General features: G+C 70.3%; 14 protein-coding genes. 11 read left to right on the top strand and 3 right to left on the bottom strand.

Going from position 1 to position 15,329, the window contains the following annotated elements:
• Positions 1 to 84: 84 nt before the first annotated feature.
• Positions 85 to 2,061 carry a threonine--tRNA ligase gene (thrS, locus tag ACIRB1_RS18855; RefSeq protein WP_352180392.1) on the top strand — a complete coding sequence of 659 codons (1,977 nt, stop codon included), beginning with the start codon at positions 85 to 87 and terminating at the stop codon, positions 2,059 to 2,061.
• 30 nt (positions 2,062 to 2,091) lie between these two features.
• Here thrS and ACIRB1_RS18850 read toward each other — a convergent pair whose 3' ends face one another.
• Entirely contained in the window at positions 2,092 to 2,748 is a 657-nt protein-coding gene (locus ACIRB1_RS18850) for a potassium channel family protein (protein WP_352180393.1), read from the bottom strand.
• A 67-nt stretch (positions 2,749 to 2,815) separates the two neighbouring features.
• Between ACIRB1_RS18850 and ACIRB1_RS18845 the strand changes: the two genes are divergently transcribed.
• A complete protein-coding gene (locus ACIRB1_RS18845) occupies positions 2,816 to 3,394 on the top strand; it encodes an HIT domain-containing protein (protein WP_352180394.1) in 579 nt (192 codons plus the stop codon).
• Positions 3,395 to 3,574: 180 nt separating this feature from the next.
• On the opposite strand, the gene ACIRB1_RS18840 is transcribed toward ACIRB1_RS18845, so the two are convergent.
• Positions 3,575 to 5,242 carry a hypothetical protein gene (locus ACIRB1_RS18840; RefSeq protein WP_403466302.1) on the bottom strand — a complete coding sequence of 556 codons (1,668 nt, stop codon included), beginning with the start codon at positions 5,240 to 5,242 and terminating at the stop codon, positions 3,575 to 3,577.
• A gap of 232 nt (positions 5,243 to 5,474) precedes the next feature.
• On the bottom strand, positions 5,475 to 7,670 hold the full coding sequence (locus tag ACIRB1_RS18835) for an elongation factor G-like protein EF-G2 (protein WP_403466301.1): 2,196 nt from the start codon (positions 7,668 to 7,670) through the stop codon (positions 5,475 to 5,477).
• A gap of 241 nt (positions 7,671 to 7,911) precedes the next feature.
• Here ACIRB1_RS18835 and pgsA point away from each other — a divergent pair, with 241 nt between their 5' ends.
• The 9 genes from pgsA to ruvA all read left to right on the top strand — a co-directional run bounded on the left by pgsA (position 7,912) and on the right by ruvA (position 15,319).
• Positions 7,912 to 8,646, top strand: a complete 735-nt coding sequence (pgsA, locus tag ACIRB1_RS18830) for a phosphatidylinositol phosphate synthase (protein ID WP_352180397.1) — start codon at positions 7,912 to 7,914, stop codon at positions 8,644 to 8,646.
• Positions 8,643 to 9,554: a phosphatidylinositol mannoside acyltransferase gene (locus ACIRB1_RS18825; RefSeq protein ID WP_403466300.1), complete on the top strand. Its 912-nt coding sequence runs from the start codon at positions 8,643 to 8,645 to the stop codon at positions 9,552 to 9,554. Before pgsA ends, ACIRB1_RS18825 begins: the two co-directional genes overlap by 4 nt.
• The gene (locus tag ACIRB1_RS18820) at positions 9,551 to 10,711 is read left to right on the top strand and encodes a glycosyltransferase family 4 protein (RefSeq protein ID WP_403466299.1); all 1,161 of its coding nucleotides are present in this window, start codon (positions 9,551 to 9,553) and stop codon (positions 10,709 to 10,711) included. The genes ACIRB1_RS18825 and ACIRB1_RS18820 overlap by 4 nt, the downstream gene beginning before the upstream one ends.
• A gap of 186 nt (positions 10,712 to 10,897) precedes the next feature.
• Entirely contained in the window at positions 10,898 to 11,440 is a 543-nt protein-coding gene (locus tag ACIRB1_RS18815) for a hypothetical protein (protein WP_352180400.1), read from the top strand.
• 206 nt (positions 11,441 to 11,646) lie between these two features.
• Positions 11,647 to 12,558 carry a pyridoxal 5'-phosphate synthase lyase subunit PdxS gene (gene pdxS, locus ACIRB1_RS18810; RefSeq protein ID WP_401952368.1) on the top strand — a complete coding sequence of 304 codons (912 nt, stop codon included), beginning with the start codon at positions 11,647 to 11,649 and terminating at the stop codon, positions 12,556 to 12,558.
• Positions 12,559 to 12,564: 6 nt separating this feature from the next.
• Positions 12,565 to 13,179, top strand: coding sequence for a pyridoxal 5'-phosphate synthase glutaminase subunit PdxT (pdxT, locus tag ACIRB1_RS18805; RefSeq protein WP_266766978.1), 615 nt, complete (start codon positions 12,565 to 12,567; stop codon positions 13,177 to 13,179).
• Positions 13,180 to 13,230: 51 nt separating this feature from the next.
• Positions 13,231 to 13,983, top strand: a complete 753-nt coding sequence (locus tag ACIRB1_RS18800; RefSeq protein ID WP_352180401.1) for a YebC/PmpR family DNA-binding transcriptional regulator — start codon at positions 13,231 to 13,233, stop codon at positions 13,981 to 13,983.
• Between the two features lie 131 nt (positions 13,984 to 14,114).
• Entirely contained in the window at positions 14,115 to 14,717 is a 603-nt protein-coding gene (ruvC, locus tag ACIRB1_RS18795) for a crossover junction endodeoxyribonuclease RuvC (RefSeq protein ID WP_403466298.1), read from the top strand.
• The gene (ruvA, locus tag ACIRB1_RS18790) at positions 14,714 to 15,319 is read left to right on the top strand and encodes a Holliday junction branch migration protein RuvA (protein ID WP_403466297.1); all 606 of its coding nucleotides are present in this window, start codon (positions 14,714 to 14,716) and stop codon (positions 15,317 to 15,319) included. The genes ruvC and ruvA overlap by 4 nt, the downstream gene beginning before the upstream one ends.
• Positions 15,320 to 15,329: the final 10 nt, after the last annotated feature.

Raw genomic sequence — 15,329 nt, 5'->3', positions numbered from 1 at the left:
GTGGGCCCCTTAGGGTCGGTACGATCCCCTATTGCGCGCGCTCACGGTATGGCGCCGCATCCACCCTGCAGTCAGGAGAGACCGGTGTCAGACGTCCGTGTGATCATCCAACGCGATTCCGAGCGGGAAGAGCGCACGGTGACGACGGGCACGACGGCCGCCGAGCTCTTCGCCGGCGAGCGCTCGATCATCGCCGCGCGCGTGGCCGGAGAGCTCAAGGACCTCGCGTACGTCGTCTCCGAGGGTGACGAGGTCGAGGGCGTCGAGATCTCCTCCACCGACGGCCTCAACATCCTGCGCCACTCCACCGCGCACGTCATGGCGCAGGCCGTGCAGGAGCTCTTCCCCGAGGCCAAGCTGGGCATCGGCCCGCCGGTCAAGGACGGTTTCTACTACGACTTCGACGTCGAGCGGCCGTTCACGCCCGAGGATCTCAAGGCCATCGAGAAGAAGATGCAGGAGATCCAGAAGCGCGGCCAGCGGTTCTCGCGCCGTGTGGTGACCGACGAGGACGCCCGCCAGGAGCTGGCGGACGAGCCGTACAAGCTCGAACTCATCGGCATCAAGGGCTCCGCGTCCACCGACGACGGCGCGGACGTCGAGGTCGGCGGCGGCGAGCTGACGATCTACGACAACCTCGACGCCAAGACCGGCGACCTGTGCTGGAAGGACCTCTGCCGAGGCCCGCACCTGCCCACCACGCGCAACATCCCGGCGTTCAAGCTGATGCGCAACGCGGCCGCCTACTGGCGCGGCAGCGAGAAGAACCCCATGCTCCAGCGCATCTACGGCACCGCCTGGCCCTCCAAGGAGGAGCTGAAGGCGCACCTCGACTTCCTGATCGAGGCCGAGAAGCGCGACCACCGCAAGCTGGGCAACGAGCTTGACCTGTTCTCCATCCCGGACCAGATCGGCTCCGGCCTCGCCGTCTTCCACCCCAAGGGCGGTGTCGTCCGCCGGGTCATGGAGGACTACTCGCGGCGCCGCCACGAGGAGGAGGGCTACGAGTTCGTCTACACCCCGCACGCGACGAAGGGGAAGCTCTTCGAGACGTCCGGGCACCTGGACTGGTACGCCGACGGCATGTACCCGCCCATGCAGCTCGACGAGGGCGTGGACTACTACCTCAAGCCCATGAACTGCCCGATGCACAACCTGATCTTCGACGCGCGCGGCCGCTCGTACCGCGAACTGCCTCTGCGCCTCTTCGAGTTCGGGACCGTGTACCGGTACGAGAAGTCGGGCGTCGTGCACGGTCTGACCCGGGCGCGCGGCTTCACGCAGGACGACGCGCACATCTACTGCACGCGCGAGCAGATGGCCGACGAGCTCGACAAGACGCTCACCTTCGTCCTCAACCTGCTGCGGGACTACGGCCTGACGGACTTCTACCTGGAGCTGTCCACCAAGGACCCGGAGAAGTTCGTCGGCTCGGACGAGGTCTGGGAAGAGGCCACCGAGACGCTGCGACAGGTGGCCGAGAAGCAGGGGCTGCCGCTCGTCCCCGACCCGGGCGGTGCCGCGTTCTACGGCCCGAAGATCTCCGTCCAGACGAAGGACGCGATCGGCCGGACCTGGCAGATGTCCACCGTGCAGCTGGACTTCAATCTGCCGGAGCGCTTCGACCTGGAGTACACCGGTCCCGACGGCTCCAAGCAGCGGCCGGTCATGATCCACCGGGCGCTGTTCGGCTCCATCGAGCGCTTCTTCGCGGTGCTCCTGGAGCACTACGCGGGCGCGTTCCCGGCGTGGCTGGCTCCGGTGCAGGCGGTCGGTATCCCGATCGGGGACGGACACGTCGAGTACCTGGAGAAGTTCGCCGTGGCGGCGAAGAAGAAGGGGCTGCGCGTCGAGGTCGACTCGTCCTCGGACCGGATGCAGAAGAAGATCCGCAACGCGCAGAAGCAGAAGGTCCCGTTCATGGTCATCGTCGGCGACGAGGACATGAACGCCGGGACGGTGTCCTTCCGTTACCGCGACGGCTCGCAGGAGAACGGCATCGCGTTCGACGAGGCCATCGCGAAGATCGAGCAGGTCGTGGCGGACCGGGTGCAGGTCTGAGTCCGTTGCTTCGAGAGGCCCCCGGGGATGTCACATCCCCGGGGGCCTCTCGTCGTCCTCCCGGGCGAAGACCTGGAGCAGCCAGGACGCGAAGGTCCCGGTGACCGCGCCCAGCAGGGCCAGGCCGACGGCCATCATGCCTACGGCGATCAGACGGCCGAGCGGGGTGACGGGGACGATGTCGCCGTAGCCGACGGTCGCGAAGGTGGCGCAGGTCCACCACACGGCATCGCCGAACGTCGTCATGGTCGCACCCGGGGCCGCATGTTCCTCGTGGTAGACGGAGAGGGCGCCGGCGAAGCCCAGCAGGAGGGTGGACAGCCCGGTGTAGACGATCACGCGCGCGTGCAGCGCGAGGCGGGGTTGGCCGCGGCGGCGCTGGACGGTCTCGTAGAACCTGACGATGCGCAGCGGGCGCAGCAGGGGCAGGAGCAGGACGAAGGTGTCCAGCCAGTGGGTGCGGACGAAGCGCAGCCGCTCGCCGCTCAGCCGCCAGCGGACGGCGTAGTCGACGGCGAAGAGCGTCCACGAGGCGAAGAGCACGGCGAGGCAGACGTCCTGCCAGTCGGCGGGCAGGCCGTGGGCCAGGATGCGCACGGCGTACGCGGCGAGGAAGACCAGGGACGCCATGGCGAGGGGGACCTCGGTGCGCTGTTCCCAGCGGGCCTTGCGGCTGTCGTCGTCCATCGGCCCAGCTTGGCGCGGAAGGGGTTTCGCGCAACCCCGGCGACACGCCGCGAACGGGCGAAGCCATATGCTTCCTTGCATGACGAGTGAGCCGGAGCAGCAGATCGGAGTGGGCACGCCGGACGCGTTCCAACGCCTCTGGACGCCCCACCGGATGGCCTACATCCAGGGCGAGAACAAGCCGACCGGACCCGGTGCGGACGACGGTTGCCCCTTCTGCTCAATTCCGGCCAAATCGGACGAGGACGGGCTCATCGTCAGGCGCGGTGAGCTGGTGTACGGGGTGCTGAATCTGTACCCGTACAACGGCGGCCATCTGATGGTCGTGCCCTACCGTCACGTCGCGGACTACACCGACCTGACGGACGCGGAGACCGTGGAGCTAGCGGCCCTCACCAAGCAGGCGATGACGGCCCTGCGGACCGCCTCCGGCGCGCACGGCTTCAACATCGGCATGAACCAGGGCAGCGTCGCGGGCGCGGGCATCGCCGCCCACCTGCACCAGCACATCGTCCCGCGCTGGGGCGGCGACACGAACTTCATGCCGGTGGTCGGCCACACGAAGGTGCTGCCGCAACTGCTCGCGGACACACGAAAGATGCTGGCCGACGCATGGCCGACACCCTCCACCCCGTCCGGCGTCTGAGAACGAGGCAGGAAGACGCTGGCCGAGGCTGGAAGATGCTCGCCCAGGCACGGCGGCCATCTTCAGCCCGTCCGGCGTTTGAGGACGAGGCCGTTCAGGCCGACAGCGGGGGCCCGGGGGCGCAGCCCCCGGAGGCCGGCCCCGGCACCCCCGCACACGCCCCGCTCAACCGCCGGAGGCCTACGCGTCGTAGAGGTCGGCCTTCCGCGGTGACGCGTCCTGCACGTTGCCGCTGAGGAACGACGAGCGGTTGCCGAACTTCTCCGTGTCCACGCCGTTCTCGTCCAGGACGCGGATCGCCGCGGCGTGGACCACGCGCAGGACCGGGGTCGCGGCGCGCAGCGCGTCGTCGGCCATGAAGCGGTGGCGCCAGGGCTGGTCGGCCCAGGCGTGCCGCAGGCCGAACGGCTCGGGCAGGGATATGGAACCGCCGAGCCAGTTCAGCAGCGGCGGGTACCAGGTGATCGGGGCGCGGACCGCGAGGCGGACCACTTCGTCGGCGGGGACGAGCGGGAGCTTGACGCTGCGGTTCTCCCAGGGCTTGAACGTCTTCTGGACGCTCTTCGTCGGGGCCTCGGGCTTGCTGGTGAACAGTGAGTTCACCGGGCCCAGGGCGTGCCCGGTGATCTCGATGCGCAGGGTCTTGTGCAGCACGGTGACCGTGATCATCATCGTGATGACCAACTGGCCCTCCCAGAGCGTCCATTGGACACCCAGGTAGTGTCGGTCGCCGGCGCCGAACTGCTGCTTGTTGCAGATGTCCTGGATCGCGTGCGTCTTGACCTGGTACGCGTCCACGTCCGTGCCCTCGGGCCGGGACACCGCCTTCGCGCCCTCACCGATCGGCGTGACGACCCAGTGGCGTATGGACGCCTTCGGGAAGCCGCCGGTGTTGATCGTGTTCCGCTCCAGCATGCGCAGGTCGTCGTGGATGTTCCGGATGACGTCCCAGCTGCGGAAGGGGTGGATCTCCCGGTCGGCGTCGCGCGCGATCAGGTCCTCGGCGAGCTGCCAGCTGCCCCAGCGGGTGCCCATGCCGAGGATGCCCTTGGGGCCGGCGTAGAAGATCGAGTTCGACTGCTGCTCGGCGCTGAGCTTGGCCAGGGACTGGCGGAGCTGCTCGGCCTGGGTCTCGCCGGGGCTGGTCGGCACCGCCTCGGGGACCTTCGCGCCGACGCTGCTCCCGGAGAGCAGGCTGCCCCAGCGCTCGCGCAGGTCCCTCGCCGTGCTTTCGCAGACCTGCTTGGCCCACAGCCAGCCGACGACCGGGAGAACGACGCACGCGCGTGCGTACCAGGACCAGAAGCCGTGGAACGGAATCTTGATCAGGACGATCACGGCGACCGCGCCGACGGCCACCAGGAGGGTGGTGGCGACCGCGCCCGCCCCCTTGTTGGTCTGCGTGCGCCTGTCGATCAGGCTGCGCAGCTGGAAGACCAGCAGCCAGACGACGAGTCCGGGCAGGAACAGCACACCGCACAACACCATGATCATGGACAGTCGGTTGTCCCGGGCCCGGCGGATGTTGTTCGCGGCCAGGGCGTGCTCGACGACCGCCTGCGGTTCGGTGCCGAAGGACTGGATCAGCGGTTTGCGGCCGGGGCCGAGCATCCGGGAGACCACGGCTGTGGAGAACGCCTCACCGAGGTTCGGGCGGAAGATCGTCGCCCACTTGCGGCCCGCGTTGACGGCTGTCTGGTGCCATTCGTTGTCGGCCTTCTTGATGTCGGCCACCGGGTTGTCCCGGTAGGCCGCCGAGGCCAGCGCGAAGGTCGCCGTCTGCCCCTCGTCGCCGGTTCGCGGCACCTGTGGTCCGAAGATGTCCGCGTAACCGCTGTCAACGGTCATTCCCGCCCCCGATCGCCGCTGCTCCCGCTTCTGCGGCTTTCCCGACTTCCGTGCTCCGCACACCTGTTGATCAGGTCATCAGCGTATCGGCAGCCACTGACATTCGTCGCCGGACGGCCGAAGCCCCTCTTTTTTTGCTCGTTCACCCCCGGGGCGCTCCCGGCCGGTGCCGAGAGCCCGACCGTGCCCGACCCCCCGGGCCTCAGCGCGCTCGGCCTCTCGGCATCAACTGCTAGGCGTCGCCCGCCTGTTCGCGGATGCGTTCGGCGATCTGCTGGGGCATCGGCTCGTGGCGGGCGTAGGCGCGGTTGAAGCGGGCGGTGCCGTGCGAGAGGGAGCGGAGGTCGACGGCGTAGCGGCCGATCTCTATCTCCGGGACCTCCGCGCGGATCAGGGTGCGCCCGCCGGTCGTCTGCTCGGTGCCGAGGACCCGGCCGCGCCTTCCGGAGAGGTCGCTCATGACCGCGCCCACGTAGTCGTCGCCGACCAGGACGGTCACCTCGGCCACCGGCTCCAGGAGGTGGATCTTCGCGTCGGCCGCCGCCTCCCGCAGAGCCAGCGCCCCGGCCGTCTGGAACGCGGCGTCCGAGGAGTCCACCGAGTGCGCCTTGCCGTCGAGGAGCGTGATCCGTACGTCGAGAAGGGGATGCCCGGCGGCAACTCCCTTGGCGGCCTGGGCCCTTACGCCCTTCTCCACCGACGGGATGAACTGCCGGGGCACCGCGCCCCCGATGACCTTGTCCACGAACTCGATGCCCGTGCCGCCCGGCAGCGGCTCGACCTCGATCTCGCAGATCGCGAACTGCCCGTGCCCGCCGGACTGTTTGACGTGCCGGCCGCGCCCCTGCGCCTTCGCGGCGAACGTCTCCCGCAGGGAGACCTTGTGCGGGACGAGATCGACCTGGACGCCGTAGCGGCTGCGCAGCCGTTCCAGGGCGACGTCCGCGTGGGCCTCGCCGAGGCACCACAGGACGACCTGATGGGTGTCCTGGTTCTGCTCCAGGCGCATGGTGGGGTCCTCGGCGACGAGCCTGCTCAGGCCCTGCGAGAGCTTGTCCTCGTCCGCCTTGCTGTGCGCCTGGATGGCCAGCGGCAGCAGCGGGTCGGGCATCTCCCAGGGCTCCATGAGGAGCGGGTCGTCCTTGGCCGAGAGGGTGTCCCCGGTCTCCGCGCGGCCCAGCTTCGCCACGCACGCGAGGTCACCGGCGATGCAGTGCGTGAGCGCCCGCTGCTGCTTGCCGAAGGGCGCGGAGAGGGCGCCGACGCGTTCGTCGACGTCGTGGTCCTCGTGGCCGCGGTCGGCGAGCCCGTGCCCGGAGACATGGATCGTCTCGTCGGGCCGCAGCGTCCCGGAGAACACGCGCACCAGGGAGACCCGGCCGACGTAGGGGTCGGAGGCGGTCTTCACGACCTCGGCGACCAGCGGACCGTTCGGGTCGCACGGCTTGAGCTCCCGCGCCCTGCCGTCGACCGTGGTGACCCCGGGCGCCGCGCGCTCCAGCGGGGTCGGGAAGCCGCCTGTGATCAGCTCCAGCAGCTCGACCGTGCCCAGACCCTGCCGGGAGCCCTCGGCGGCGGGAGCGGCCGCCAGAACGGGAAAGAAGACCCCGCGCGCCACGGCCCGCTCCAGATCCCCGATGAGCGTCTTGACGTCGATCTCCTCGCCGCCGAGATAGCGGTCCATGAGGGTCTCGTCCTCGCTCTCCGAGATGATCCCCTCGATGAGCCGGTTGCGGGCCTCCTCGATCCCCGGCAGCTGGTCGGGACCCGGCTCCGACTCCTTGCGCTCCCCGGACGCGTAGTCGAACAGCTTCTGCGACAGCAGCCCGACAAGGCCGGTCACGGGCGCGTGCCCGTCGGGTCCCGGCGCGGCGCGCAGCGGGAGGTACAGGGGGAGTACGGCGTCGGGGTCGTCCGCGCCGAAGGCCTCCGCGCAGGTGCGGGTCATGCTCTCGAAGTCCGCGCGGGCGGACTCCAGGTGGGTGATGACGATGGCGCGGGGCATGCCGACCGCCGCGCACTCCTCCCACACCATGCGGGTCGAGCCGTCCACCCCGTCGGAGGCCGAGACGACGAAGAGGGCCGCGTCCGCCGCGCGCAGACCGGCCCTCAGCTCGCCGACGAAATCGGCGTACCCGGGGGTGTCGAGAAGATTGACCTTGTACCCGTCCCAGTCGACGGGCACCAGGGAGAGCTGCACCGAGCGCTGCTGCCGGTGCTCGATCTCGTCGTAGTCGGAGACGGTGCCGCCGTCCTCCACGCGGCCCGCCCGGTTCACCGCCCCCGCCGTCAGCGCGAGGGCCTCCACCAGCGTCGTCTTGCCCGATCCGGAGTGGCCGACCAGCACCACATTCCGTACGGACGCGGGGTGGTCGGCCGCTGTAGCCCTGCCGGCGGCTCCGGGGTGTGCGTTCGCCTTGTCGCCCATGGCCTTGCCTCCCGTACACGGTGAGGTCACTGTGGGCGCGGACACACGCAGCCGCGTGCGGTGGCGGCTCCGATGACGCCCGCGGTCCTTCGAGCTTTCCACTCCCGTCACGGTGCGTCCATACAGCGGACGCGATCCGGCCGCGGGCACCGATGGCATCGAGCCGCCGGCACCGATGGCATCGAGTCGTGACCCGGGCGCACGGGTGCCCGGCCGTCGCCCACGCGCGCGCGTCGCTACGATGGGCCAGCCGGTGGCCAGCAGGGGCCGCGCGGCGAAACCGACCCTCGGGAAGGCCATGCTGAACAAGTACGCGCGTGCATTCTTCACGCGTGTCCTCACGCCGTTCGCCGCGTTTCTGATCCGCCGGGGCGTCAGCCCCGACACGGTCACCCTCCTCGGCACCGCCGGAGTGGTCGCGGGCGCGCTGGTCTTCTACCCCATGGGCGAGTTCTTCTGGGGCACGGTCGTGATCACGCTGTTCGTGTTCTCCGACCTCGTCGACGGCAACATGGCCCGCCAGCTGGGCCGTTCCAGCCGCTGGGGCGCCTTCCTGGACTCCACGCTCGACCGGGTCGCGGACAGCGCGGTCTTCGGCGGTCTGGCCCTCTGGTACGCGGGCGGCGGCGACAACATCGCCCTGTGCGCCGTCTCGATCTTCTGCCTGGCCAGCGGCCAGGTGGTGTCGTACACCAAGGCGCGCGGCGAGGCGATCGGCCTGCCGGTCGCCGTCAACGGCCTGGTCGAGCGCGCCGAGCGGCTCGTCATCTCGCTGGTCGCGTGCGGCCTCGCCGGGCTCCACAAGTTCGGCGTCCCGGGCATCCAGTGGCTGCTGCCGATCGCGCTGTGGATCGTCGCCGTGGGCAGTCTCGTCACGCTGATCCAGCGCGTCGTCACGGTCCGCCGTGAGGCCGCCGAGGCCGACGCCGCGGCCGCTCAGGAGGCCGCGCAGCACAGCAGCGGGGCCACCCCGTGAGCAGTGCCCGGGAGCGGCTGACGGACACGCTCTACGGCGTCGGCTGGAGCACCGTCAAGAAACTCCCCGAGCCGGTCGCCGTCCGGCTCGGCCGCACCATCGCCGACCTCGCCTGGAAGCGCCGCGGCAAGGGCGTCCAGCGGCTGGAGAGCAACTACGCGCGCGTGGTGCCCGACGCGAGCCCCGAGCGGCTCGCCGAGCTCTCGCGCGCGGGCATGCGGTCCTACCTCCGCTACTGGATGGAGTCCTTCCGGCTCCCCGCCTGGAGCGCCGAGCGGATCCGCACGGGCTTCGACCCCAAGGACCTGCACCACCTCACCGACGGCATCGCCTCCGGCCGCGGTGTCGTCCTCGCGCTGCCCCACCTGGCCAACTGGGACCTCGCGGGCGCCTGGGTCACCACCGCCCTGGAGACCCCGTTCACCACGGTGGCCGAACGCCTCAAGCCCGAGACGCTCTACGACCGCTTCGTCGCCTACCGCGAGGGCCTCGGCATGGAGGTCCTCCCGCACAGCGGCGGCACCGCCTTCGGCACCCTCGCCCGGCGGCTGCGGGACGGCGGCCTGGTCTGCCTGGTCGCCGAACGCGACCTGTCCGCCTCCGGGGTCGAGGTGACGTTCTTCGGCGAGGCCACCCGGATGCCCGCGGGACCGGCCCTCCTCGCCCAGCAGACGGGCGCGCTGCTGCTCCCCGTGACGCTCTGGTACGACGACTCACCGGTCATGCAGGGCCGGGTCCATCCGCCGGTCGAGGTGCCCGAGTCAGGCGACCGGGCCGAGAAGACGTCTGTCATGACACAGGCGCTGGCAGACGCCTTCGCCACCGGCATCGCCGACCACCCGGAGGACTGGCACATGCTCCAGCGCTTGTGGCTCGCGGACCTCGATCCCAGCAAGGGGCCCTCGTGAGGATCGGCATCGTCTGCCCCTACTCCTGGGACGTCCCGGGCGGCGTCCAGTTCCACATCAGAGACCTCGCCGAGTACTTCATCCGGCTCGGCCACGAGGTGTCCGTCCTGGCCCCGGCCGACGACGACACCCCGCTGCCGCCGTACGTCGTCTCGGCCGGCCGTGCCGTCCCGGTGCCGTACAACGGCTCGGTGGCCCGTCTGAACTTCGGCTTCCTGTCCGCCGCCCGGGTCCGACGCTGGCTGCACGACGGCGAGTTCGACGTCATCCACATCCACGAACCGACCTCCCCGTCCCTCGGCCTCCTCGCCTGCTGGGCCGCCCAGGGCCCGATCGTCGCCACCTTCCACACCTCCAACCCGCGCTCCCGGGCGATGATCGCCGCGTACGCGATCCTCCAGGCCGCGCTGGAGAAGATCAGCGCCCGGATCGCCGTGAGCGAGTACGCCCGGCGCACCCTCGTCGAACACCTCGGCGGCGACGCGGTCGTCATCCCGAACGGCGTCGACGTCGACTTCTTCGCCCGCGCCGAACCCAAGCCCGAATGGCAGGGCGGGACCATCGGCTTCATCGGCCGCATCGACGAACCCCGCAAGGGCCTTCCGGTCCTCATGAAGGCCCTGCCGAAGATCCTCGGCGCACACCCGCAGGCCAGACTCCTGGTCGCCGGACGGGGCGACGAGGAGGAGGCCGTCGAGTCCCTCCCCGAGGATCTGCGCTCCCGCGTCGAGTTCCTCGGCATGGTCAGCGACGAGGACAAGGCCCGCTTCCTCCGCAGCATCGACCTCTACGTCGCCCCCAACACCGGCGGCGAGAGCTTCGGCATCATCCTCGTGGAGGCCATGTCCGCAGGCGCCCCGGTCCTCGCCTCCGACCTCCCCGCCTTCGCCCAGGTCCTCGACCAGGGCGGCGCCGGCGAACTCTTCACCAACGGCGACGCCGACGCCCTCGCCGAGGCCGCCGTACGCCTCCTGGGCGACCCCGACCGCCTGGCGGACCTGCGGCGCAACGGCAGCACCCACGTACGGCGCTTCGACTGGTCGACGGTCGGCGCGGACATCCTCTCCGTGTACGAGACGGTGACCGCGGGCGCGGCAGCGGTGGCGACGGACGAACGGACGGGACTGCGGGCGAGGTTCGGGTTGGCGCGGGACTGATGGGGCGGGGTTGACGGCTGCGGTTCCCAGCCAAGGCCGGCTATATCCAGCCCGTCCGGCGTTTGAGGACGAGGCCGTCCAGGCCGAAGCGGGGGCGTGGGGGCGGCAGCCCCCACAACGCCCGCACCAACACCCCGCACGAGACCCGGTCAACCCCAGTGGAACGGCCCGGTAGCCTTGCCGCCCGTGACCGCAACCCTGATCTGGATCCTCGTCGCCGTCGTCGCGATCGGCCTGTACCTGAGCTGGACCGCGGGACGGCTCGACCGGCTGCACGCCCGGATCGACGCGGCCCGCGCGGCCCTGGACGCCCAACTGCTGCGCCGCGCCTCGGTGACCCAGGAACTGGCCACCTCCGGCGTCCTCGACCCCGCCGCCTCGATCGTCCTCTACGAAGCCGCGCACGCCGCACGGCAGGCCGAGGAGGAGCAACGGGAGGTCGCCGAGAGCGAGTTGAGCCAGGCGCTGCGTGCCGTCTTCGCGGAGGCCCCCCAGGTGGAGGGCGTGCGCGAGGCTCCCGGGGGAGAGGCGGCGACCCACGAACTCACCGAGGCGGTACGGCGGGTGCCCATGGCCCGGCGCTTCCACAACGACGCCGTACGCGCGGCCCGCGCCCTGCGCCGGCACCGCAAGGTCCGCTGGTTCCGGCTGGCCGGACACGCCCCCTTCCCGATGGCCTTCGAGATGGACGACGAGCCCCCGGCGGCACTGGTGGACCGGGCCGCGTAGCGAAACGGCAGCGCAGCACAGCCGTAGAACAAAGCCACAGAACTCAGCCGCGGAACATGGCCCTGGAAGACAGCCGTGGAACACACCCACACGGCGCGCCGGTTCGAAAACGATCCACCGGCTGTTCATTGGCCCTTGCTGTGGCCTGCACCTCTCACGTTTCCTCGGTACTGCAGAAACCCTCTTTCACCGAGTGAGGTCACCCCGTGTCCAGCACCCCCAGCTCCGCCCAGACTCCCGAGACCGGCACCGCGCGCGTGAAGCGCGGGATGGCCGAGCAGCTCAAGGGCGGGGTGATCATGGACGTGGTCAACGCCGAACAGGCGAAGATCGCCGAGGACGCCGGCGCCGTGGCCGTCATGGCCCTGGAGCGGGTCCCCGCCGACATCCGAAAGGACGGCGGAGTGGCCCGGATGTCCGACCCGACGATGATCGAGGAGATCATCGAGGCGGTCTCCATCCCGGTCATGGCCAAGTCCCGTATCGGCCACTTCGTCGAGGCCCAGGTCCTCCAGTCCCTCGGCGTCGACTACATCGACGAGTCCGAGGTCCTCACCCCGGCCGACGAGGTCAACCACTCCGACAAGTGGGCCTTCACGACCCCCTTCGTCTGCGGTGCCACCAACCTGGGCGAGGCCCTGCGCCGCATCGCCGAGGGCGCCGCGATGATCCGCTCCAAGGGCGAGGCCGGCACCGGCAACGTCGTCGAGGCGGTCCGTCACCTGCGCCAGATCAAGAACGAGATCGCCAAGCTGCGCGGCTTCGACAACAACGAGCTGTACGCCGCCGCCAAGGAGCTGCGCGCGCCGTACGAGATCGTCCGCGAGGTCGCCGAACTGGGCAAGCTCCCGGTCGTGCTGTTCTCCGCCGGCGGCGTCGCCACCCCCGCCGACGCGGCCCTGATGCGCCAGCTCGGCGCCGAGGGCGTCTTCGTCGGCTCCGGCATCTTCAAGTCCGGCGATCCGGCCAAGCGCGCCGCCGCGATCGTGAAGGCGACCACCTTCTACGACGACCCGAAGATCATCGCGGACGCGTCCCGCAACCTCGGCGAGGCCATGGTCGGCATCAACTGCGACACCCTCCCCGAGGCCGAGCGCTACGCCAACCGCGGCTGGTAACCACCCATGGCGGATGTTTCTTCAGCCCCTGTCATCGGCGTCCTCGCTCTCCAGGGCGACGTACGGGAGCACCTGATCGCCCTGGCCGCGGCCGACGCCGTGGCCAGGCAGGTCAGGCGCCCCGAGGAACTCGCCGAGGTGGACGGTCTCGTCATCCCCGGGGGTGAGTCGACCACCATCTCCAAGCTGGCCGTCCTCTTCGGAGTGATGGACCCGCTGCGCACGCGCGTGCGTGCCGGTATGCCCGTCTACGGCACCTGCGCCGGCCTGATCATGCTCGCCGACAAGATCCTCGACCCGCGCTCGGGCCAGGAGACGATCGGCGGCATCGACATGATCGTGCGCCGCAACGCCTTCGGACGGCAGAACGAATCCTTCGAAGCAGCTGTCGACGTCCGGGGCATAGAGGGCGATCCTGTGGAGGGCGTCTTCATCCGCGCCCCCTGGGTCGAGTCCGTCGGTGCCGAGACAGAGGTCCTCGCCGAACACGAGGGCCACATCGTCGCGGTCCGTCAGGGCAACGCGCTCGCCACGTCGTTCCACCCGGAACTGACCGGCGACCACCGCGTGCACTCCCTGTTCGTCGACATGGTGCGCGCGAACCTGGCTCCGGGGTCCTAGTAGGATCTCTGGGGTTCGTAAAGAGTTGGGTTACGCGAAGGAGACAGGCAGATGTCCGGCCACTCTAAATGGGCTACGACGAAGCACAAGAAGGCCGTGATCGACGCCAAGCGCGGCAAGCTCTTCGCGAAGATGATCAAGAACATCGAGGTTGCGGCCCGTACCGGTGGTGCCGATGTGTCCGGCAACCCGACGCTGTTCGACGCCATCCAGAAGGCCAAGAAGAGCTCGGTCCCGAACAAGAACATCGACTCCGCGGTCAAGCGCGGTGCCGGTCTCGAGGCCGGTGGCGCCGACTACGAGACGATCATGTACGAGGGCTACGGCCCGAACGGGGTCGCGGTGCTCATCGAGTGCCTCACCGACAACCGCAACCGCGCCGCCTCCGACGTCCGCGTCGCCATGACCCGCAACGGCGGGAACATGGCCGACCCCGGCTCCGTCTCGTACCTCTTCAACCGCAAGGGTGTCGTCGTCGTCCCCAAGGGCGAGCTGTCCGAGGACGACGTCCTGGGTGCCGTGCTCGACGCGGGCGCCGAGGAGGTCAACGACCTCGGTGAGTCCTTCGAGGTCATCTCCGAGGCCACCGACCTGGTCGCGGTCCGCACCGCGCTCCAGGACGCCGGCATCGACTACGACTCCGCCGACGCCAACTTCGTCCCGACCATGCAGGTCGAGCTCGACGAGGACGGTGCCCGCAAGATCTTCAAGCTGATCGACGCCCTGGAGGACAGCGACGACGTGCAGAACGTCTTCGCCAACTTCGACGTCAGCGACGAGGTCATGGAGAAGGTCGACGCCTGAGCCGCCGACAAACCGAACGGGCCGACGGGACACACCCCGTCGGCCCGTCGCTTTGTCAGTGACACCCGATAGCCTGCACGAACGGGGGATGCCCCCGGCGAAACCGGGGAGATCGAACGAGGGGGGTCGGCGTGCGAGTACTCGGGGTGGACCCCGGACTGACGCGATGCGGTGTCGGTGTCGTCGAAGGAGTCGCGGGCCGGCCGCTCACCATGGTCGGCGTCGGTGTCGTACGGACCCCGGCGGACGCCGAGTTGGGCCTGCGCCTGGTCGCCATCGAGCAGGGCATCGAAGCGTGGCTGGACGAACACCGGCCCGAATTCGTCGCCGTGGAGCGGGTGTTCAGCCAGCACAACGTCCGTACGGTGATGGGCACCGCCCAGGCCAGCGCCGTCGCGATGCTGTGCGCCGCCCGCCGCGGCATCCCGGTCGCCCTGCACACCCCCAGCGAGGTCAAGGCCGCCGTCACCGGCAGCGGTCGCGCCGACAAGGCCCAGGTCGGCGCCATGGTGACCCGGCTGCTCCGGCTCGACGCACCCCCCAAGCCCGCCGACGCGGCCGACGCCCTCGCGCTGGCCATCTGCCACATCTGGCGGGGCCCCGCGACCAACCGCCTCCAGCAGGCGGTCGCCCAGAACCGCCTTCAGCAGGCCATCGCCCAGCACGCGGCCGGCACGCTGAAGACCCCGCAAGCCCCGAACACCCGGCAAGCCCCGAAAGGCCGTACCGCATGATCGCCTTCGTCAGCGGCACGGTCGCCGCACTCGCCCCCGACACCGCGGTGATCGAGGTCGGCGGTGTCGGCATGGCCGTCCAGTGCACGCCGAACACGCTGTCCACGCTCCGCCTCGGCAAGCCCGCCAAGCTCGCCACCTCCCTGGTCGTCCGCGAGGACTCCCTCACCCTGTACGGCTTCGTGGACGACGACGAACGCCAGATCTTCGAGCTGCTCCAGACCGCGACCGGCGTCGGCCCCCGGCTCGCGCAGGCCATGCTCGCCGTGCACACCCCGGACGCGCTGCGCCGGGCCGTCGCCTCCGGGGACGAGAAGGCACTGATGGCCGTGCCGGGCATCGGCAAGAAGGGCGCGCAGAAGCTGCTGCTGGAGTTCAAGGACCGGCTCGGCGCCCCGGTCGGCGCCCCCGCGGTCGGCGCCCCGGTCACCAGCGGCTGGCGCGACCAGCTGCACGCCGCCCTCATCGGCCTCGGGTACGCGACCCGCGAGGCCGACGAGGCCGTGTCCGCCGTAGCACCGCAGGCCGAGGCCGCCGAAGGGGCGCCGCAGGTGGGGCAGTTGCTCAAGGCCGCCCTGCAGACCCTGAACCGCGCCCGCTAGGAGAACGTCA

The organism is Streptomyces sp. NPDC096013, assembly GCF_044763565.1.
Taxonomy (GTDB): Bacteria; Actinomycetota; Actinomycetes; order Streptomycetales; family Streptomycetaceae; genus Streptomyces.
Note: the sequence above shows the minus strand (reverse complement) of the source record. Positions and strands in the feature narration are given on the sequence as shown.

What these genes read in the sequence shown, in the direction of transcription:
- ACIRB1_RS18845 (WP_352180394.1), top strand. Translation starts at nt 2,816, where the DNA reads ATGCTTCCTTGCATGACGAGTGAGCCGGAGCAGCAGATCGGAGTGGGC.
- pgsA (WP_352180397.1), top strand. Translation starts at nt 7,912, where the DNA reads ATGGGCCAGCCGGTGGCCAGCAGGGGCCGCGCGGCGAAACCGACCCTC.
- ACIRB1_RS18840 (WP_403466302.1), bottom strand. Translation starts at nt 5,242, where the DNA reads ATGACCGTTGACAGCGGTTACGCGGACATCTTCGGACCACAGGTGCCG.
- ruvA (WP_403466297.1), top strand. Translation starts at nt 14,714, where the DNA reads ATGATCGCCTTCGTCAGCGGCACGGTCGCCGCACTCGCCCCCGACACC.
- pdxT (WP_266766978.1), top strand. Translation starts at nt 12,565, where the DNA reads ATGGCGGATGTTTCTTCAGCCCCTGTCATCGGCGTCCTCGCTCTCCAG.
- ACIRB1_RS18835 (WP_403466301.1), bottom strand. Translation starts at nt 7,670, where the DNA reads ATGGGCGACAAGGCGAACGCACACCCCGGAGCCGCCGGCAGGGCTACA.
- ACIRB1_RS18800 (WP_352180401.1), top strand. Translation starts at nt 13,231, where the DNA reads ATGTCCGGCCACTCTAAATGGGCTACGACGAAGCACAAGAAGGCCGTG.
- ACIRB1_RS18850 (WP_352180393.1), bottom strand. Translation starts at nt 2,748, where the DNA reads ATGGACGACGACAGCCGCAAGGCCCGCTGGGAACAGCGCACCGAGGTC.